Origin of the sequence: Kitasatospora sp. NPDC049285 (assembly GCF_040678815.1) — a bacterium.
GTDB lineage: Bacteria > Actinomycetota > Actinomycetes > Streptomycetales > Streptomycetaceae > Kitasatospora.
Genome location: NZ_JBFAQR010000004.1, coordinates 64361 through 78572, shown reverse-complemented (window position 1 = coordinate 78572; position 14212 = coordinate 64361). Strand labels below are relative to the sequence as shown.

The 14212-nt window shown below is 75.0% G+C and carries 14 protein-coding genes; 7 read left to right on the top strand and 7 right to left on the bottom strand.

What is annotated here, in order from left to right; genetic code table 11:
* Window positions 1-147 precede the first annotated feature (147 nt).
* The gene (locus tag AB0K51_RS04505; RefSeq protein WP_363450425.1) at window positions 148-939 is read left to right on the top strand and encodes a hypothetical protein; all 792 of its coding nucleotides are present in this window, start codon (window positions 148-150) and stop codon (window positions 937-939) included.
* Between the two features lie 50 nt (window positions 940-989).
* On the opposite strand, the gene AB0K51_RS04500 is transcribed toward AB0K51_RS04505, so the two are convergent.
* On the bottom strand, window positions 990-1766 hold the full coding sequence (locus AB0K51_RS04500) for a hypothetical protein (protein WP_363450423.1): 777 nt from the start codon (window positions 1764-1766) through the stop codon (window positions 990-992).
* 179 nt (window positions 1767-1945) lie between these two features.
* Here AB0K51_RS04500 and AB0K51_RS04495 point away from each other — a divergent pair, with 179 nt between their 5' ends.
* Window positions 1946-2884, top strand: coding sequence for a hypothetical protein (locus tag AB0K51_RS04495; protein WP_363450421.1), 939 nt, complete (start codon window positions 1946-1948; stop codon window positions 2882-2884).
* 23 nt (window positions 2885-2907) lie between these two features.
* Window positions 2908-4257: a nucleotidyltransferase family protein gene (locus AB0K51_RS04490; RefSeq protein WP_363450419.1), complete on the top strand. Its 1350-nt coding sequence runs from the start codon at window positions 2908-2910 to the stop codon at window positions 4255-4257.
* A 58-nt stretch (window positions 4258-4315) separates the two neighbouring features.
* Here the strand turns inward: AB0K51_RS04490 and AB0K51_RS04485 are convergent, their stop codons facing one another.
* From AB0K51_RS04485 to AB0K51_RS04460, 6 genes are read right to left on the bottom strand one after another with little or no spacing between them, the layout of a single operon-like run.
* On the bottom strand, window positions 4316-5008 hold the full coding sequence (locus AB0K51_RS04485; protein WP_363450417.1) for an alpha/beta hydrolase family protein: 693 nt from the start codon (window positions 5006-5008) through the stop codon (window positions 4316-4318).
* The gene (locus tag AB0K51_RS04480) at window positions 5005-6066 is read right to left on the bottom strand and encodes a hypothetical protein (RefSeq protein WP_363450415.1); all 1062 of its coding nucleotides are present in this window, start codon (window positions 6064-6066) and stop codon (window positions 5005-5007) included. Before AB0K51_RS04480 ends, AB0K51_RS04485 begins: the two co-directional genes overlap by 4 nt.
* Window positions 6063-6701, bottom strand: a complete 639-nt coding sequence (locus AB0K51_RS04475; RefSeq protein WP_363450414.1) for a GNAT family N-acetyltransferase — start codon at window positions 6699-6701, stop codon at window positions 6063-6065. The genes AB0K51_RS04480 and AB0K51_RS04475 overlap by 4 nt, the downstream gene beginning before the upstream one ends.
* Window positions 6698-7975, bottom strand: coding sequence for an acyl-CoA dehydrogenase family protein (locus AB0K51_RS04470; RefSeq protein ID WP_363450412.1), 1278 nt, complete (start codon window positions 7973-7975; stop codon window positions 6698-6700). The genes AB0K51_RS04475 and AB0K51_RS04470 overlap by 4 nt, the downstream gene beginning before the upstream one ends.
* Complete coding sequence (locus tag AB0K51_RS04465; RefSeq protein ID WP_363450410.1) at window positions 7972-8250, bottom strand: phosphopantetheine-binding protein; 279 nt, start codon at window positions 8248-8250, stop codon at window positions 7972-7974. The genes AB0K51_RS04470 and AB0K51_RS04465 overlap by 4 nt, the downstream gene beginning before the upstream one ends.
* A complete protein-coding gene (locus AB0K51_RS04460) occupies window positions 8247-10286 on the bottom strand; it encodes a thiamine pyrophosphate-dependent enzyme (RefSeq protein ID WP_363450408.1) in 2040 nt (679 codons plus the stop codon). The genes AB0K51_RS04465 and AB0K51_RS04460 overlap by 4 nt, the downstream gene beginning before the upstream one ends.
* A gap of 460 nt (window positions 10287-10746) precedes the next feature.
* On the opposite strand from AB0K51_RS04460, the gene AB0K51_RS04455 reads away from it, so the two are divergent.
* From AB0K51_RS04455 to AB0K51_RS04440, 4 genes are read left to right on the top strand one after another with little or no spacing between them, the layout of a single operon-like run.
* The gene (locus AB0K51_RS04455; RefSeq protein ID WP_363450406.1) at window positions 10747-11556 is read left to right on the top strand and encodes a hypothetical protein; all 810 of its coding nucleotides are present in this window, start codon (window positions 10747-10749) and stop codon (window positions 11554-11556) included.
* A gap of 52 nt (window positions 11557-11608) precedes the next feature.
* Complete coding sequence (locus AB0K51_RS04450; RefSeq protein WP_363450404.1) at window positions 11609-12313, top strand: TauD/TfdA family dioxygenase; 705 nt, start codon at window positions 11609-11611, stop codon at window positions 12311-12313.
* Window positions 12314-12315: 2 nt separating this feature from the next.
* The gene (locus AB0K51_RS04445) at window positions 12316-12999 is read left to right on the top strand and encodes an AAA family ATPase (RefSeq protein ID WP_363450402.1); all 684 of its coding nucleotides are present in this window, start codon (window positions 12316-12318) and stop codon (window positions 12997-12999) included.
* Window positions 12996-14207 (top strand): FAD-binding oxidoreductase, encoded by a 1212-nt coding sequence (locus tag AB0K51_RS04440; protein WP_363450400.1) that lies wholly within the window; start codon window positions 12996-12998, stop codon window positions 14205-14207. Before AB0K51_RS04445 ends, AB0K51_RS04440 begins: the two co-directional genes overlap by 4 nt.
* Window positions 14208-14212 lie beyond the last annotated feature (5 nt).

The window sequence follows — 14212 nt, the reverse complement described above, 5'->3', positions numbered from 1 at the left end:
CGTCCGTCATGCGGCGGGTCGCGGCCGGCCGACCGCAATCCCGGGTGATTCGGTCGGTGCCGAATAGGTGGCCCCGACGTGGGCGTGCTGCCTAGCTTTGCCTCCGGCACCACCCTGTCCGCAGGGCCTGCACAGGAGGAACTGACCTTGAAACTACCCGACTTCGCCGAGTGTCTGCCGGAGTTGCGCCGACGCGGCCTGCTGCCGGAGCGCTTCCGGGCGGCCTACATCGCGGGCTCGATCGCCCGCGGCTGGGGCCACGCCGCGAGCGACCTGGACGTCTACATCATCTGCGACGAGCCGTGGACCGGCGAGGTCACGACCCGGGTCCCGGTCGCGCTGACACCGGACACCGTGCCCTTCGCGGTGGCGCACGTGGACAAGATGCGCTGGACCGTGGAGTACTGGCAGGACGCGCAGATCGACCAGCTGCTGGACAAGGTGTCCTGGGCGGTCTTCGAGCACGACCCCAAGAGCGCGGAGCTGGTCACCTCGCCGATCCAGAAGGAACTCAACATCCTGGAGCGGATGAACCACGCCATCGTGCTCGCCGGCGAGGAGTGGATCGAGGAGCGCCGTCGGCAGATCGGGGAGTCGGCGATCAGGTCGCTGGCGGCCTCCGCCCAGCTGGACGTGGTCGACACCTACACCGAGGACGTCGCCGGGCTGATCGAGTCCGGGGACTTCGAGGCGGCGGTCCTCTCGGCGCACCTGGCCTTCCAGTTCGCCGTCGACGCGCTGATGGCCTTCCACGGCGAAGTGGCGCGGGACGGCAAGTGGCGGTCCCGCCGGGTCCGGATCGTCGACTCCAAGATCCTCCCCTTCGACGCCTACTGGCGGCTGGAGACCATGCAGGACCTCGACCCCGAGGATCCGCTGCCCTGGCTGCAGAGCGTGCTGGCGCTGTGCCGGGAGATCTCCTTCGAGGTCGTGCTCTGACCGCGGCCGGCCGGTCGGCCGGCCGCGGCGGAGCAGCGAGTCGGGACGGATCAGCGGGCCGGGGCGCTCGGCGTGCCGGTCTCGGCGAGCAGCGCGGCGCAGGCGTCCACCACCTCGTGCACCCAGGCCGCCGGGCGGTCGGGGTCGAGGCGGGCGGCGGTCTCCAGCGCCCAGTACCGGTCGAAGGGCAGGCACGCGGGGGGCGTCTCGGCCACCCGGCGGGCGCGCCACTTGGGGGTGAAGGTGCCGTGGTTGCCGCGGCTGTCGAGGTAGGCGTCCACCGCGTGCCCGAAAGCCTGACGGGCCGTCAGGACCGCGCCGTGCGGGTCGTCGGCCCGGAGCCGGTCGAGGGCGTCGCGGGAGCTGCGCTCCGCGGCCCGGGTCGAGCCGAGCGAGCTGAAGGCGCGGAAGGCGCTCGCCGCGGCCTGGTCGCGGCGGGCCGCCAGCCAGTCCCCGCCGACCACCGGGACCGCGCTCTCCAGGCGCTCGAGGAACAGCTCCTCGATCTCCGTGAGCGGGGAGGCGTCGCCCGTCCGTGCGGTGAACCGCTCCCAGGTCACCTTCGCCAGCATCTGCGCCACCTGGCCCTCGGACCAGTGCTTCAGCTTCCAGCGCGTCCCGTCCACCCGGGCCGTGGTGACCGGCACCGCGGAGGGCACCAGCGGTGCGGACTTGGCGGGCACGCCCGCCCGCGTCCACGGCTCGGCCGAGATCACGTAGAAATTGAGGTCGCTCGACTCGTTTCCCCAGCCGCGGGCCGTCGACCCGACGCCGAGCACGGCCACCAGGCCGTCCGGAAGCAGGTCGAGGTCTTTCAGGTGCGCCATACAGGCGTCCGCTTCGATCACCGCTGCGATTCCTCCACATATTCATTCCGGCGTCCGTCAGGGCATTCGCATCTCATCACCGGATCGGCTTTCGGTCAAGTAGGGGCGGGTATTTTCCAGTGGCCGCGAGAATTGCACCGATTGACCTCACCGGTCCCATTCATGAATGGGGCCATGGAATGCGGGAGGAATGGCGTGAGTGCCTTTCCCGGGCGATCGACGCGCCGCGCGCACGGGACACCGCGCCGCGGACCGGCGTACCCGAACTACGAGAGGCGCTGGCCGATCACCTCGACCTTCCGGTGGCCGACCTGGCCGTCACCTCGGGAATTCGCGGGCAGGTCGCCCCGCTGGTGGCGGGCGCCGCGGCGCTGGTGGTGGAGCGGCCCACGTTCCTGAGCGTGCCGCGGCTCGCCGCCCGGCACGTCCCGGTGCTCGCGCTGACCTGGGAGGAGATCCTCGCCGACGACGGGAGGTACCCGGACGGCAGCGTCGTGTGGATCACCAGCCCGGCGCGCAACCCCGACGGGCGGACGCTGACCGCAGCCGAGGCCGCCCGCCTCGACGAGCTCGCGGACCGTCATCGCGTCGTGGTGAACCAGGCCTACCACTGGTGCGCGCCCGACGCCCCGCGGCCGGTCCGGGCGCATCTGGTCGGCAGCCTGCACAAGGTCGCGGGCGGCGGCTGCGCCGTCGGCTGGCAGGTCACCCCCGGCGGACGGGGGCTCGACCGGCCCGGCGGCGGCGGCCCGCCGACCGCCTGGCAGTACGCGTGGGCCGACCTGATCACCGCGACCGGGCTGGCCGAGCCGGTGCGCACCTGCCTGCTCGAGCCGGCCGAGCGCTGCCGCCGGGTCGCCGAGCGGGTGCGCCCGCCCGCCGGTGTGGAGCTCCGCCACGGGAGCGGGCCGTCCCTGTCCCTGCTGCTCGCCGCCGGGACCAGCGAGGAGCGGGCGCACGCCGCCCTCGCCGCCGAGGGGCTGCTGACCGGCCCGGGCGAGGCGTTCGGCTGGGACCGCCCGGCCCTGCGGCTGTCCTTCACCGGGGCGTCCGACGCCGACGCCCGGCGCTGCCTGCCGGCGCTGGACCGCTCCCTCGCCGGGCTCGCCCGGTCCTGAACCCATCCGAGAAAGAGGAGACCATGAGCACCACGAGCGCCGACCCGTACGAGGCCCTGCTCGCGTTCGGCCTGCTGCAGCCCGCCCGACAGCGGACGGAGATGCTCGCCGCGCTCGCCGAGGTCGGCCCGGCCGCGGCCGCCGACCTGCTGTTCCGGCACAAGATCAGCACGATGGCCAGGGCCACCGCGCTGCGGCTGGCGGACCAGGGCGGGGAGCACCGGGAGCTGCTGGTCGAGCTGGCCGACCGGATCACCGCCCGCGCCGCCGTGATGGCCGACCGCTGGGCCAGCTCCGCCGCGGTCGGCGCGGCGGTCACCCGGTTCGCCGAGGAGGAGGGCATCACCTGGTGGACCATGAAGGGCTTCTCCTTCCGCCCGCTCTACCCGGCGGGCACGGTCCGCGACGTCGGCGACCTCGACGTCCTGGTCGGCACCGTGGACGACGCCTGGCGGCTGGCCCGCCGCCTGCGCGCGGACGGCTACATCTACCTGGACATCGAGCTCCCGTGGTTCAAGCGGGACCTGCGCACCGGCGAGCTCTACGGGCAGATCCGGCTGACCACCGCAGAGCGCAACCGGCTCTCCATCGACATCCACGCGGGCCCGTACTCGGTCCGGCACTGCGGGCTGATGCCGCTCGGCCGCACGGCCGGGGGAGGGGGCACCCCGGGCGGGCCGGTGGCCTTCGAGGACGACATCGCGGCGGTGGTCGCCAACGCCGCGGGCGACCGCTTCATCACCGCCAAGGCGGTCAACGACCTGCTGCTCAGCCTGGACCGCGCCCCCGACGCCCGGTACCTGCACGAGACGCTGGACGCGGCCGGCCTGCTGCCGTTCCTCGCCACCTGCCTGGGGCGGGTGACGGCCTGGTGCGAACTGACCGCGGACCAGGCGCAGGCGCTCGCGGCGCTGCTGCCGGACGTCGCCGCCGAGCCCGTCCCGCCGGTGGACCGGGCCGACCCGGCCGAGCGCTGCGAGATCACGGTCGCCCATGCGCGCGAGACCGCCCTGCGGGTCCTCGGCCTCCCGCCCGAGCGGGCCGACGCCGTCGCGGCGTCGGCCCGCGAGGCGTACGGCAAGGACCACCCGCTGCAGGTCGTCCCGGACGCCGAGGCGCAGCCGGTCGACTGGGCCGGGCTGAACAACTGGACCTGCGTGCGGCTCGTCCCCGTGGAACTGGCGGCCGCGCTGGTCGAGCCGGGCGCCGCGGCGGCGTCCGCGGGCCGGGGCGAGGCGTCGGCGCTGTCGGAGGAGATGGTGCGCGAGGAGACCGGGGGCGGCACGCTGATCCGGGCGATCGGCGACAGCTTCGTCCCGACCGTCGACTTCGCGCTCCCGGCCGGCCTGGTCGCCGCCGCGGCGCGGGGCTGAGCCCGTTCGGTGCAGGACCGGAGCCGCCGGCCGGGCCCGGCCGACCCGGCCGGCCGGGTCAGCCGCGGGCGGTCTCGGCCAGCAGCCGGGCGGTCTCCTCGGCCGCGGAGAGCATCAGGTCGTGACCGGCGTCCACCTCGCGGTAGTGCCAGCCCTGGTGGGTCCGCGCCCGCTCGGCCGCGGTGTCGTAGGACGCGGAGGCGCCGCGGCGGGCGGCGCGGACGTACCAACGGCCGAACGGCCGCTCCTCCGGCGGTTCGGCGAGGGAGACCGGCTGCCGGAAGGTCCGGGCCGGCTGCAGCGAGAGCCGGGCGGCGGGCAGCATCCGGGCGAGCCGCTGTGCGGGGACGTGCGGCAGGTGCGGCGGCGCGACCCAGTCCTCGGACTCCGGGATCGCCCGGCGGCGCAGGTCCTGGACGGAGCGGCCGTCGCGGACGAGCAGCGCATCGAGCAGGACGAGCTGCGCGATCCGCTCCGGCACCCGGTCCGCCGCCACCGTGGCGACCGCCCCGCCGTAGCTGTGGCCGACCAGGACGACCTCCCGGAGGTCCTCGTAGCGCAGCAGGTTGACGACGTCCAGGACGTGGGTGTCCAGGTCGAGGCCGGGATGAGCGAGGTGGACCCGCTCGCCCAGGCCGGTCAGGGTGGGGGTGAACACCTCGTGGCCGGCCCGGCGCAGCAGGGTCCGGACCGGGCGCCAGACGTAGGAGCCGGTCCACGCTCCGTGCACCAGGACGAAGACGGCGCTCACGGGAGTCCGCCGGTCAGGGCGGTCAGGTCCAGGCGGGCCAGGAAACGGTCCAGGTGGGCGAGGTCGGGCGCGGCGTCCCGGTAGGGGCGGGCCCACCAGCGCAGCTCCAGGGCCCGCCGGGCCGCGGGATCGGTGAGGTGGCGGGCCCAGAAGAGCTGGGTGGCCCCCCACCGCGCGCAGACGGCCAGGTCGAAGCAGTGCGGCACCCGGTCGCACAGGTCCGGCGGCACCCCGGCGCCGCGCAGCCCCGCCAGGTAGCCGTCGAGGACGGCGGCGCGGTACTCGTCGAGCGCGCCGCCCGGGATCAGCGTCCGGGCCGCGCTCGACGCGAAGAGCTGCGCGGCGTCCGCCCCCAGCGCCTCGAACCCGACGTAGGACCAGTCGATGGCCACGACCTGGCCGGACGGCGCGGTGAGCAGGTTCCGCCGGTGGGCGTCCAGGTGGCTGAGGGTCAGGGGAGCCCGGTCGAGCGCGTCCAGGAGCGCCGCGCGGGCCCGCCAGACGGCGGTCGCCCGCGCGACGGCGCGGTCGGGGTCGACCACCCGGGCCAGTTCGGCGCGGGCGTCCGCCGGGAGCCGGCGCAGGCCCGCCACCGTCGCGGGCACGGTCGCGCCGAACCACCAGCGCAGCCAGCCGCGGCTCAGCCAGGCCTGCGGGTCCGCGGCGGGCCGCCGCAGCGCGGCGCCGTTGAAGGCGCCGAGGTGGAGTGCCAGCCGACGGTAGTGGTCCGGTCCGTCGCCGCCGGCATCGGGGACGTACTCGAGCGCCAGCACGGCACTGCCGTCGGGCCGGTCCCGCAGGTCGAGGACCCGCGGCGGCCGGAGCGCCGTCCCGGCCGCGCCCAGCGGGTCGCCGCCCGCGGCCACGGCCCGGTAGAAGTCCCGCTCGCGGGCCCAGTAGTGGCAGTCGCCCTGGTCGAGGCCGATGCCGGGGCCGATCCCGAGCACGTTCCCGGCGGCGGGCGAGAGCACCTTGCGGACGTGTCGGGGCAGCCCGGCGGCGGCCTCGACCACGTGCAGCCCGGCGGTCGCCGCGCCGAATCCGGCCGGCGCGCTCACCGGGACGGGCCCGGTGCCGCGAGGCGCGCACGCACGGTCGGCCACTCCCGGTCGAGGATCGAGTAGACGGCGTTGTCCCGCACCGTGCCGTCGTAGCCGGCCTGGGCGCTGCGGAGCACGCCGTCCAGGTGGGCGCCGAGCGACTCGAGGGCCCGGCGGGAGTACGCGTTGCGGGCGTCCGTGCGGAACGTGATCCGGCTCAGCGCCCACCGCTCGAAGGCGACCTCCAGCAGGAGTCGCTTCGACTCCCGGTTGACACCCGTGCCCTGGGCCCGGTGGGCGAGCCAGGTGTAGCCGATCTCGGCGGCGTCGGGCCGGCCCGCCGGTCGGTGGGGCCGGTCGGCCGGGCGGCGCCAGTACTCGAAGTAGCAGAACCGGGTGGTGCCGAGCACCTGCCCGTCGTGCCGGGCGGTGACGGCGAACGGCACCGCCGCCTGCGCGCTCCGCTGGGCCAGGGCCCGCTCGACGTAGGCGCGCATCGCCTCCGGGCTCCCCGGGACGTCGGTGAACCGGTAGCGCTCGCGGTGCTCCCGGGCGGCCTCCAGCAGTGCCGGGGCGTGCTCGGCGGTGAGGGGGAGCAGGCGGACCAGCTCCCCCTCCAGCGGGCCCACCGCGGTCAGGTCGGCCGCCGTCATCGCCCCGGCCCGGCGGCGTGGCGGAACGGCGCGCCGGCCGGCGGCGTCGCCGGGTCCGCGGCCAGACCGGCCAACCGGACCTGCCGGTCGAGCAGGGCGAGCTGCCCGTTGGCGACGAGCAGCCGGTCGTTGGAGTACATCAGCGCGGCGGCCCGCAGGTCGCGGAAGGCGCGCTCCAGCGGGGTGGCCGGCGAGCGGGTGTAGCCGTACCGCAGGCCGGCGATGGTGACCAGCTCGTCCACCGCGGCGAACGCCGACTCCGAGACGTGCACCTTCAGCCCGTTGATGTGCAGCTGGAACGCGACGTCGGAGTACCGTCCGGGGCCGTCCTGGGTACGGGCGTCCAGCTCCTGGTACTCGCTCAGGCACGCCTGGAGCAGCGCCGCGGCCGTGTCCAGCCGCAGCCGCACCCGGGCCAGGTCGTGCGCGGCCAGGTCCGACCGCTGCCGGCCCGCGCGCACCTTCGGGTCGCGCAGCAGGCCGACGACGTGCGCCAGCGCCCCCTGGGCCACCCCCAGCCAGACCGAGCACCAGGCGAGGTGCCCGACCGGCACCAGCGTGGCCACGGCCAGCTCGGGGAACCCGCCGGGCCCGCCGACCAGCTGGTCCGCGGTCAGCCGGGTCCGCAGGTGCAGGCCGACGCTGGCGGTGCCGCGCATGCCCAGCGTGTCCCAGCCGGAACGGAAGTCCAGTTCGGCGCCGGAACGCGGCACGAACGCCAGGGACACGTCGTTCGCCTGGCGGTCGGCACCCGTCCGCATCGTGACGAGGTACCCGTCCGCCTCCATGCCGGCGGTCACCACCGGCGCGTCCCGTTCCAGCAGCAGGCCGTCCCGGTCGGTGCCGAGGGCCGCCTCGGCGGAGAACAGGTGGCCGCCCTTGCCCGCTTCGGTGGTGATGGACGCCAGCAGGAAGGAACCCGCCGCGACCTGCGGCAGCACCTCCTGGCGGAGCGCCGCGCTCCCGTGCCGGACCACGGTCGCCACCTGCTGGCAGTGCATCGCCCAGATCATCGCGGTCGACGTGCAGCCGTGGCCGAGCAACCGGCCGACGCCGACCAGCTCCGGCAGCCCCAGTCCCATGCCGCCGAACTCCGCCGGGACCAGCAGACCGAGCAGTCCGGTCTCGCGCAGGCGGCCGACCTGCGCCGACGGGAACTCGGCGGACTCGTCGGTCTTCGCGGCGTCCGCGGCGAACTCCTCGCCGAGGCGCCGGGCCAGCGCGAGCGCGTCCTCGGCCGAGGTGCCCGGCGCAGCGGGGCCGGTGCCGGTCATCCGGCCGGCCGCAGCAGGCAGACCGACGCCCACAGGGTGCCGGCGGTGCGGAAGGTGTCGGCGCTCAGCTGCTCCTCGGGGAAGGTCACGTCGAGGGTCTCCTCGAGTTCGAGCATCAGGGAGATCGAGCCCATCGAGTCCAGGCCGTACGCGGCCAGCTCGGTGTCCGGCGCGGGCTCCTGCTGCGGCGCCAGCCCCGGCAGGTAACGCCGGAGCACGTCGAGGAAGTCCGCCGAGGGCCGGGTCTGCGCTGCCGCCGTCGTCGCTTCGGTCACTGGTGTGCCTCTCCCGTGTGGTTGTCGATCAGCCGCCGAGCGGCCCGTACTACGTCGGCGGCGGTGAGGACCGCCTGCCGTTCCAGCTCCCGGGCGACCGGCTGCACGTCCGCGCAGGCGAGCGTGGCCAGGACCGGCCCGGGCGAGCGGGCACCGAGCTCCGCGACCAGCCGCGGGCCGATCGCCTGACCCCGCGCGGCGGGGTCGACGAACAGGCCGCGGCCGGTCCGGCGCAGCGACGCCTCCAAGGTGCTCCAGTCGATCGCGGCGAAGTCCAGCGCCCGCAGGTCGACGACCTCGGCGTCGACGCCCTCGGCGGCGAGCACCTCGGCGGCCTCCAGCGCCCAGTGCAGGGCCAGGCCGTACCCGACGAGGGTCACGTCACTGCCGGCGCGGACGGTCCGGGCGCCCTCCAGCGGCAGCCGGGCCGTGAAGTCCGCCTCGGTGAGCGCGGCGCGCTCGCCGTAGAGCGGCGAGAACTCCACGATCAGCACCGGGTCGTCGCACTCCAACGCGGAGTTCAGGACGCCCAGGTACTCGCGGGCGTCCGCCGGGGCGTGGACCCGCCAGCCGGGGAAGGCCCCGAACAGGCCGACCGGGTTGAGCCCGTGCTGGGGCCCGTAGCCCAGGCCGGTGGGAACCTTGGTGCGGACCACCACGGGTGCCTTGGCGGTGTTGCCGTACAGGGCGCGGACCACCCCGATGTGGTTGAACAGCTGGTCGGCCGCGACCAGCGCGAAACTGCCGTACATCAGCTCGACGACCGGGCGCAGCCCCGCCAGGGCCGCGCCGCCGGCCAGCCCGACGAAGCCGGCCTCCGAGATCGGGGTGTCGATGATCCGGGTCCCGACCAGCGTGCGGTCGAGCCGGCCGCACTGCGCCAGCAGCCCGCCCGGCTTCCCGACCTCCTCGCCCAGGAAGAGCACGTCCGGGTCGCGGTGCAGCGCCCGCCCGAGTCCTTCGGCGATCGCCTCCTGGAAGGTGAGCGGGACGGTCGGGCCGGAAGGGGCGGGTGCCGCGGCCGCCGCGGTCGCCGCGGGCGGGGCGCCGCGCAGCAGGCGGTACGGGTCGAGCCGCTCGACGCCGGGGGGCGCCGCCGCGGCCACGCGCTCCCACACGGCGCCGACCGCCCGCTCCGCGGCGGCCGCGACCAGCAGGTCGGCGCCGTCCGGGAGCAGTCCCTCGCGCCGCAGGGTGCGGGGCAGCGAGACGAGCGGGTCGCGCTCCAGCCAGCGCTGCTCCTCCGCCTCGTCCCGGTAGCCCGCGGCGCTGCCGCGCCGGGGGCCGACGTGGTCGAGGTGCCGGTAGGTCTCCACCTCCAGCAGGGCGGGCCGGCCGGCCCGTACGGTTTCCAGGAGCTGCCCGGCGGCCTCGGTGAGTGCGGCCGGCTCGTCGCCGGCGACCTGGACGGCGCGCAGGCCGTGCGCGGCGCCCTGGCCGGCCAGCGGCAGGACGGACGAGGCCTCGTCGGGCCGGGTGGACTCGGCGTAGCCGTTGTTCTCCACCACGATCAGCAGCGGGAGCGCGAGCAGCCGCGCCAGGTTCGCGCTCTCGTGGAAGACGCCCTGGTTGACCGCGCCGTCGCCGATGAAGCAGACCGCGACGCCCCCGCTCGCGCGCCGGCGGTGGGCCAGGGCGAGACCGGCGGCCAGCGGGATCCCGCCGCCGACGATGGCGCTGCTCCCGGCGAAGCCCACCTCGGCGTCGCGCAGGTGCATCGAGCCGCCCGCTCCGTGGTTGACCCCGCTGGTCTGCGCCGTGACTTCGGCGAACGAGGCGGCGAGGTGCTTGGCCACCGGGTCGGGGAAGGCGTCGGCCAGCGGATCCCAGTCGGCCGGCAGGAGTCGGGTCAGGCTCTGGACCAGCAGGTGATGGTGGGAGCGGTGGTTGCCGACCACGAGGTCATCGGGCCGCAGGTGGCGCAGCACGGCGGCGGCCACCACCTCCTGGCCGATCGCCGTGTGCACGGGCCCGGTCACCTCGCCGCGGGCGGCCCGCTCGAGCATCGCGGTCTCGAAGAACCGCACGAAATGCATGTCGAAGAGCGCGCGGATGAATACCGAATGCCCGATTCGCCGGTAGTCGGCACGTTCCTCCCGACATCGCAGCACCTGCTCGAAAGGCTGAATCGAATCGCTGAGCAAATCTGGTCGCCCCGTCCCCCGTGCGGCCGCCGAAATCGGCGCTCCGACCCCCGTCGGAGGTCGCACTATAACGGCGCTTTCGCGACGGAGGCGAGATGCTGTCCAAGATACGAACACGTACGACGGGGCTCGCGATTGTGCGGCGGGGCGGGGCCGGAGAAATGGTCTCGACCGCCACGGCCGCCGGTGGTACGGTCTGGTATCCGTGCACCGACGGCATGCTGCCGTCACGCGTTCTCGCCGCATCGGCTTCGCATTCGACCGCGCTCTTTTCGCGCTCCGGTCCCGCGCTCCGGTCCCGCACCTTCCGCTCGTCGCCGATACGGGCTTCCGTCTGCCAGGAGTGAAAGACGTGACTCAACCATCCGCTCTCCTCCAGCGCCTGGAGGCCCAGGACCTGCTGCCGACCGACGCCGTGGCCGTGCTGTACGGCGGCGCGGAAGCCCGCGGCTGGGCCGACCCGGTGGCCGTCGGGCGGATCCGGATCGTCACGGCGTCGCCCCACGAGGGTCCCGCCGGCGTGCCGGAGCCGGAGCCCGCGTCGGCGGCGGGCCACCGGGTCGTGATCGACGACCGGGAGGCCCGGGTGAGCTGGTGGACCGGCGCCCAACTCCGGTCCGTGATCGGGCGGGTGAGCTGGGAGCGGTTGAGGGGGGCCACCGTCGCGCCGCTGCTCGGCGAGGCCGAGGAACTCGTGGTGGAGGACCTGCTGACCGGGTCGGCGGAGCTCGGCGGGGAGCTGCTCGGCGAGCTGCGCCGGGAGGCGGAGCGCAGCGCCTTCCAGAGTTTCGTGCGCACCCGCTCGTTGGGCGACGCCGAGGGCGCGCTGGAGGACGCGGCCGGCCAGTTGCGCTCCGGCGACGTGCACAGCGCGGTGCTCTCGGCCCGCAAGGCCTTCGGGCACCTGGTCGACAACATGCTGGAAGAGCAGGGGTGTTACGGAACGTACGCACCGGAGCTGCGGGCCCGGCGCTTCGTCGAGGCCGCTCCGCCGCGCCTCGGCTTCGCCGAGTACTGGGCCGTCGAGACGATGCGGGACCTGGATCCCGCGCACGGCGGCGCCTGGGTGGAGCAGGTGCTCGCGTGGTGCGCACAGGAGTTCGCCGCCCAGCCCGCGGACCTGGTCCGCCGGGCGATGCGAGGGCCGCGCCGCGGCTGGTGACCGCCACCCGCGGCCGGACGACTACCGACAGACAAGGGGAGTGACTTCAGCGATGACATTCGATGTCCGCGTGCACGAGCAGGAACTCGTCGACCAGGGGTACACGCTGATCGACGGCATCACCTCCGATGCCGAGGCGGAGGTCGCGCTCAAGGAGTTCGGCCTGCTGATCCCGCAGTACAACGGCCAGATCCGCTACGACGTCAAGGCCTCCGACGAGTTCGAGAAGCGGGCGTTCTCCAAGAGCGTGAACGGGATCCCGTGGCACATCGACGCGCCGAGCTGGAGCCCGCCGCCGATCCGGATGGCGCTGCACTGCCGGGTGCAGGCGAAGTGCGGGGCCGGCCACACCGAGCTGGTCGACATGCTGCCCTTCGTCGCGTCCCTGGACGACGCCGACCGGCAGCGGCTGCACGAACTCCCCGTCCCGTGGATCGACCGCAACACCCGGGAGGGCGTGACCACGCCCATCATCGTCACCGAGGGCGGCCTGCAGATCATCCGCTGGCGGCAGAGCCTGCTCGCCGGGAACTCGGACGCGCGCCTGCTGGGCGAGGACGCGGAGCGGCGACCGCTGGGCGAGTTCGGCGGCCGCCTCAACGAGCTCTCGCTGGCCTGGTTCGCCGCGCACATGCTCCCGATCCTGGTCCCGGAGGACAGCATCCTGCTCTGGGACAACGTGCGGATGGTGCACCGCCGCGGCGAGTTCCGCGACCCCACCCGGCACATGTCCCGCTACTGGCTCGCGGCCCACTGACCATGACCGGTCCGGCAAGCACCCCCAGCGCCGAGCGCGGCCCGGGGAGCATCACCAAGCACGCCCTGCTGATCGCCGTCGAGGGCACCGACGGCGCCGGCAAGACCACCGCGGCGCTCAGCCTGGTCGAGGAACTGCGCGCCCGGGGCCGTTCGGTCACCTGGTTCCCGAACCGCACCCTGCGCCCGGTCCGCGAGGCGCTCAACCGGCTCGCCCGCGAGGAGGGCCTCGACGACCGGTTCGCCCTCTTCGGCCGGGACTTCGCGCAACTGCTGTCCGGCGTCAGCAAGTGGCGCGAACTGCTGGACCTGGAGCCGGCCCTCGCCCGCCCGGACCACGTCGTGGTCGTCGACCGCTACCTGCACGCGCAGTTCGCGCTCGCCCGGGCCTTCGACACCGGCAACGAACCGCTGCTGCGCCGGCTGTTCGCGGCCTTCCCGGCCCCGGACGCGGTGGTCTACCTCGACCTCGATCCGGCGGTCGCCGCCGAGCGGGTGCTGCGCCGCGGCCGGGACCGCAACGCGGTGGAGTTCCTGCGGGAATTCCGGACCGCCTTCCACGCGCTGCCGGAGTTCCCGTCCTTCCACGTGATCGACGCGGCCCGGCCCCCGGACCAGGTCGCCCGGCAGGCCCTGGACGCGGTGGCGCCGCTGCTCGCCGGCCACGACGCGAACGCCGCCGCATGACCGGCACGGCGGACGCGGTCGTCATCGGCGGGGGAGTCAACGGCGCCAGCGCCGCCTACCACCTCGCGGTGCGCGGAGCGGGGCGGGTGCTGCTGCTGGACGTGCCGTCCCCGCGCGCCGCGACGGCCAAGTCCGGAGCGATGCTGACACTCCATCACCCCTCGCTCGAACAGTCCGTGTTGGCGTACAAGGGCCTGACGAGCCTCCACGCGTTCGCCGAACTGACCGGCTCGGACGTCGGGTTCGTCCGGACCGGGATCGTCCAGCTGCTGCCCGCGCGCCACGCCGAGCAGATGCGGCGCAACCTCGCCGAGCAGCAGGCGGCGGGCCTACCGGTGGCGGAACTCCCGCTCGCGGACCTCGCCGCGATGCTCGCCGACGGAGACTTCTCCGACGTCGGCGCGGCGGTGCTGGAACCGGAGAGCGGCTACGCGGACCCGCTGCGCACCGTCTGGGCCTACCGGGACGCGGCGGTGCGGGCCGGCGCGCGGATCGAGGCGTGCCGGGCCCTGCGGATCCGGCACCGCGGCGGGCGGGTGCTCGGGGTCGAGACCGAGCAGGGCACGGTCGCCGCGCCGACCGTGGTGCTGGCCGCCGGCGCGTGGTCGGCGGGGCTGCTGGCCGGCCTGGGGATCGACCTGGGCCTGTCCACCCGCAGGGTCCAGGTGGTCGGCTTCCGCACCCGGCAGGCCGGCCGCGCCCGGCGGCCCGTCGTGCTGGACCAGGTCACCGGGGCCTGGGTCCGGCCGGACGCCGAGACATCGGTGCTGGCGGGACTGGAACTGGGACTGCCGGTGGCCGGTCCGGACGAGGGCGACGAGGGGGTCGACCAGTCCTACGTGGAGCTCTGCCGGGCCCGGCTGGCCGGACGGTTCCCCGCCCTCGCCGACGCCCCGATGCGCGGGGGCTGGGCCGGACTGATCGCCATGGGGCCGGGAGGCCGCCCGGTGGTGGACCGACTGGCGGAGGCGGCGGGCCTGTACTGCGCGGTCGGCGACTCCGGCGGGGCGTTCAAGACCGCGCCGGTCGTCGGCGAGCATCTCGCCGAGTGGATCGTGCACGGCGGCCCGCAGAGCACCGACCTCCTCCCACTCGCCCGGACCCGGGTGCACGACACCGCCCGCGCCGACGGCTACGGGCGATTCGGTTCGGCCGCCGGGCTCACCCGCGAGCTCCGGCGACTGCGCCAGACCACGAAGAGCGAATAGACGAG

Coding starts and splice junctions, on each gene's coding strand:
- AB0K51_RS04495 (WP_363450421.1), top strand. CDS start 1,946: ATGCGGGAGGAATGGCGTGAGTGCCTTTCCCGGGCGATCGACGCGCCG.
- AB0K51_RS04440 (WP_363450400.1), top strand. CDS start 12,996: ATGACCGGCACGGCGGACGCGGTCGTCATCGGCGGGGGAGTCAACGGC.
- AB0K51_RS04500 (WP_363450423.1), bottom strand. CDS start 1,766: ATGGCGCACCTGAAAGACCTCGACCTGCTTCCGGACGGCCTGGTGGCC.
- AB0K51_RS04450 (WP_363450404.1), top strand. CDS start 11,609: ATGACATTCGATGTCCGCGTGCACGAGCAGGAACTCGTCGACCAGGGG.
- AB0K51_RS04460 (WP_363450408.1), bottom strand. CDS start 10,286: ATGCATTTCGTGCGGTTCTTCGAGACCGCGATGCTCGAGCGGGCCGCC.
- AB0K51_RS04490 (WP_363450419.1), top strand. CDS start 2,908: ATGAGCACCACGAGCGCCGACCCGTACGAGGCCCTGCTCGCGTTCGGC.
- AB0K51_RS04475 (WP_363450414.1), bottom strand. CDS start 6,701: ATGACGGCGGCCGACCTGACCGCGGTGGGCCCGCTGGAGGGGGAGCTG.
- AB0K51_RS04470 (WP_363450412.1), bottom strand. CDS start 7,975: ATGACCGGCACCGGCCCCGCTGCGCCGGGCACCTCGGCCGAGGACGCG.
- AB0K51_RS04445 (WP_363450402.1), top strand. CDS start 12,316: ATGACCGGTCCGGCAAGCACCCCCAGCGCCGAGCGCGGCCCGGGGAGC.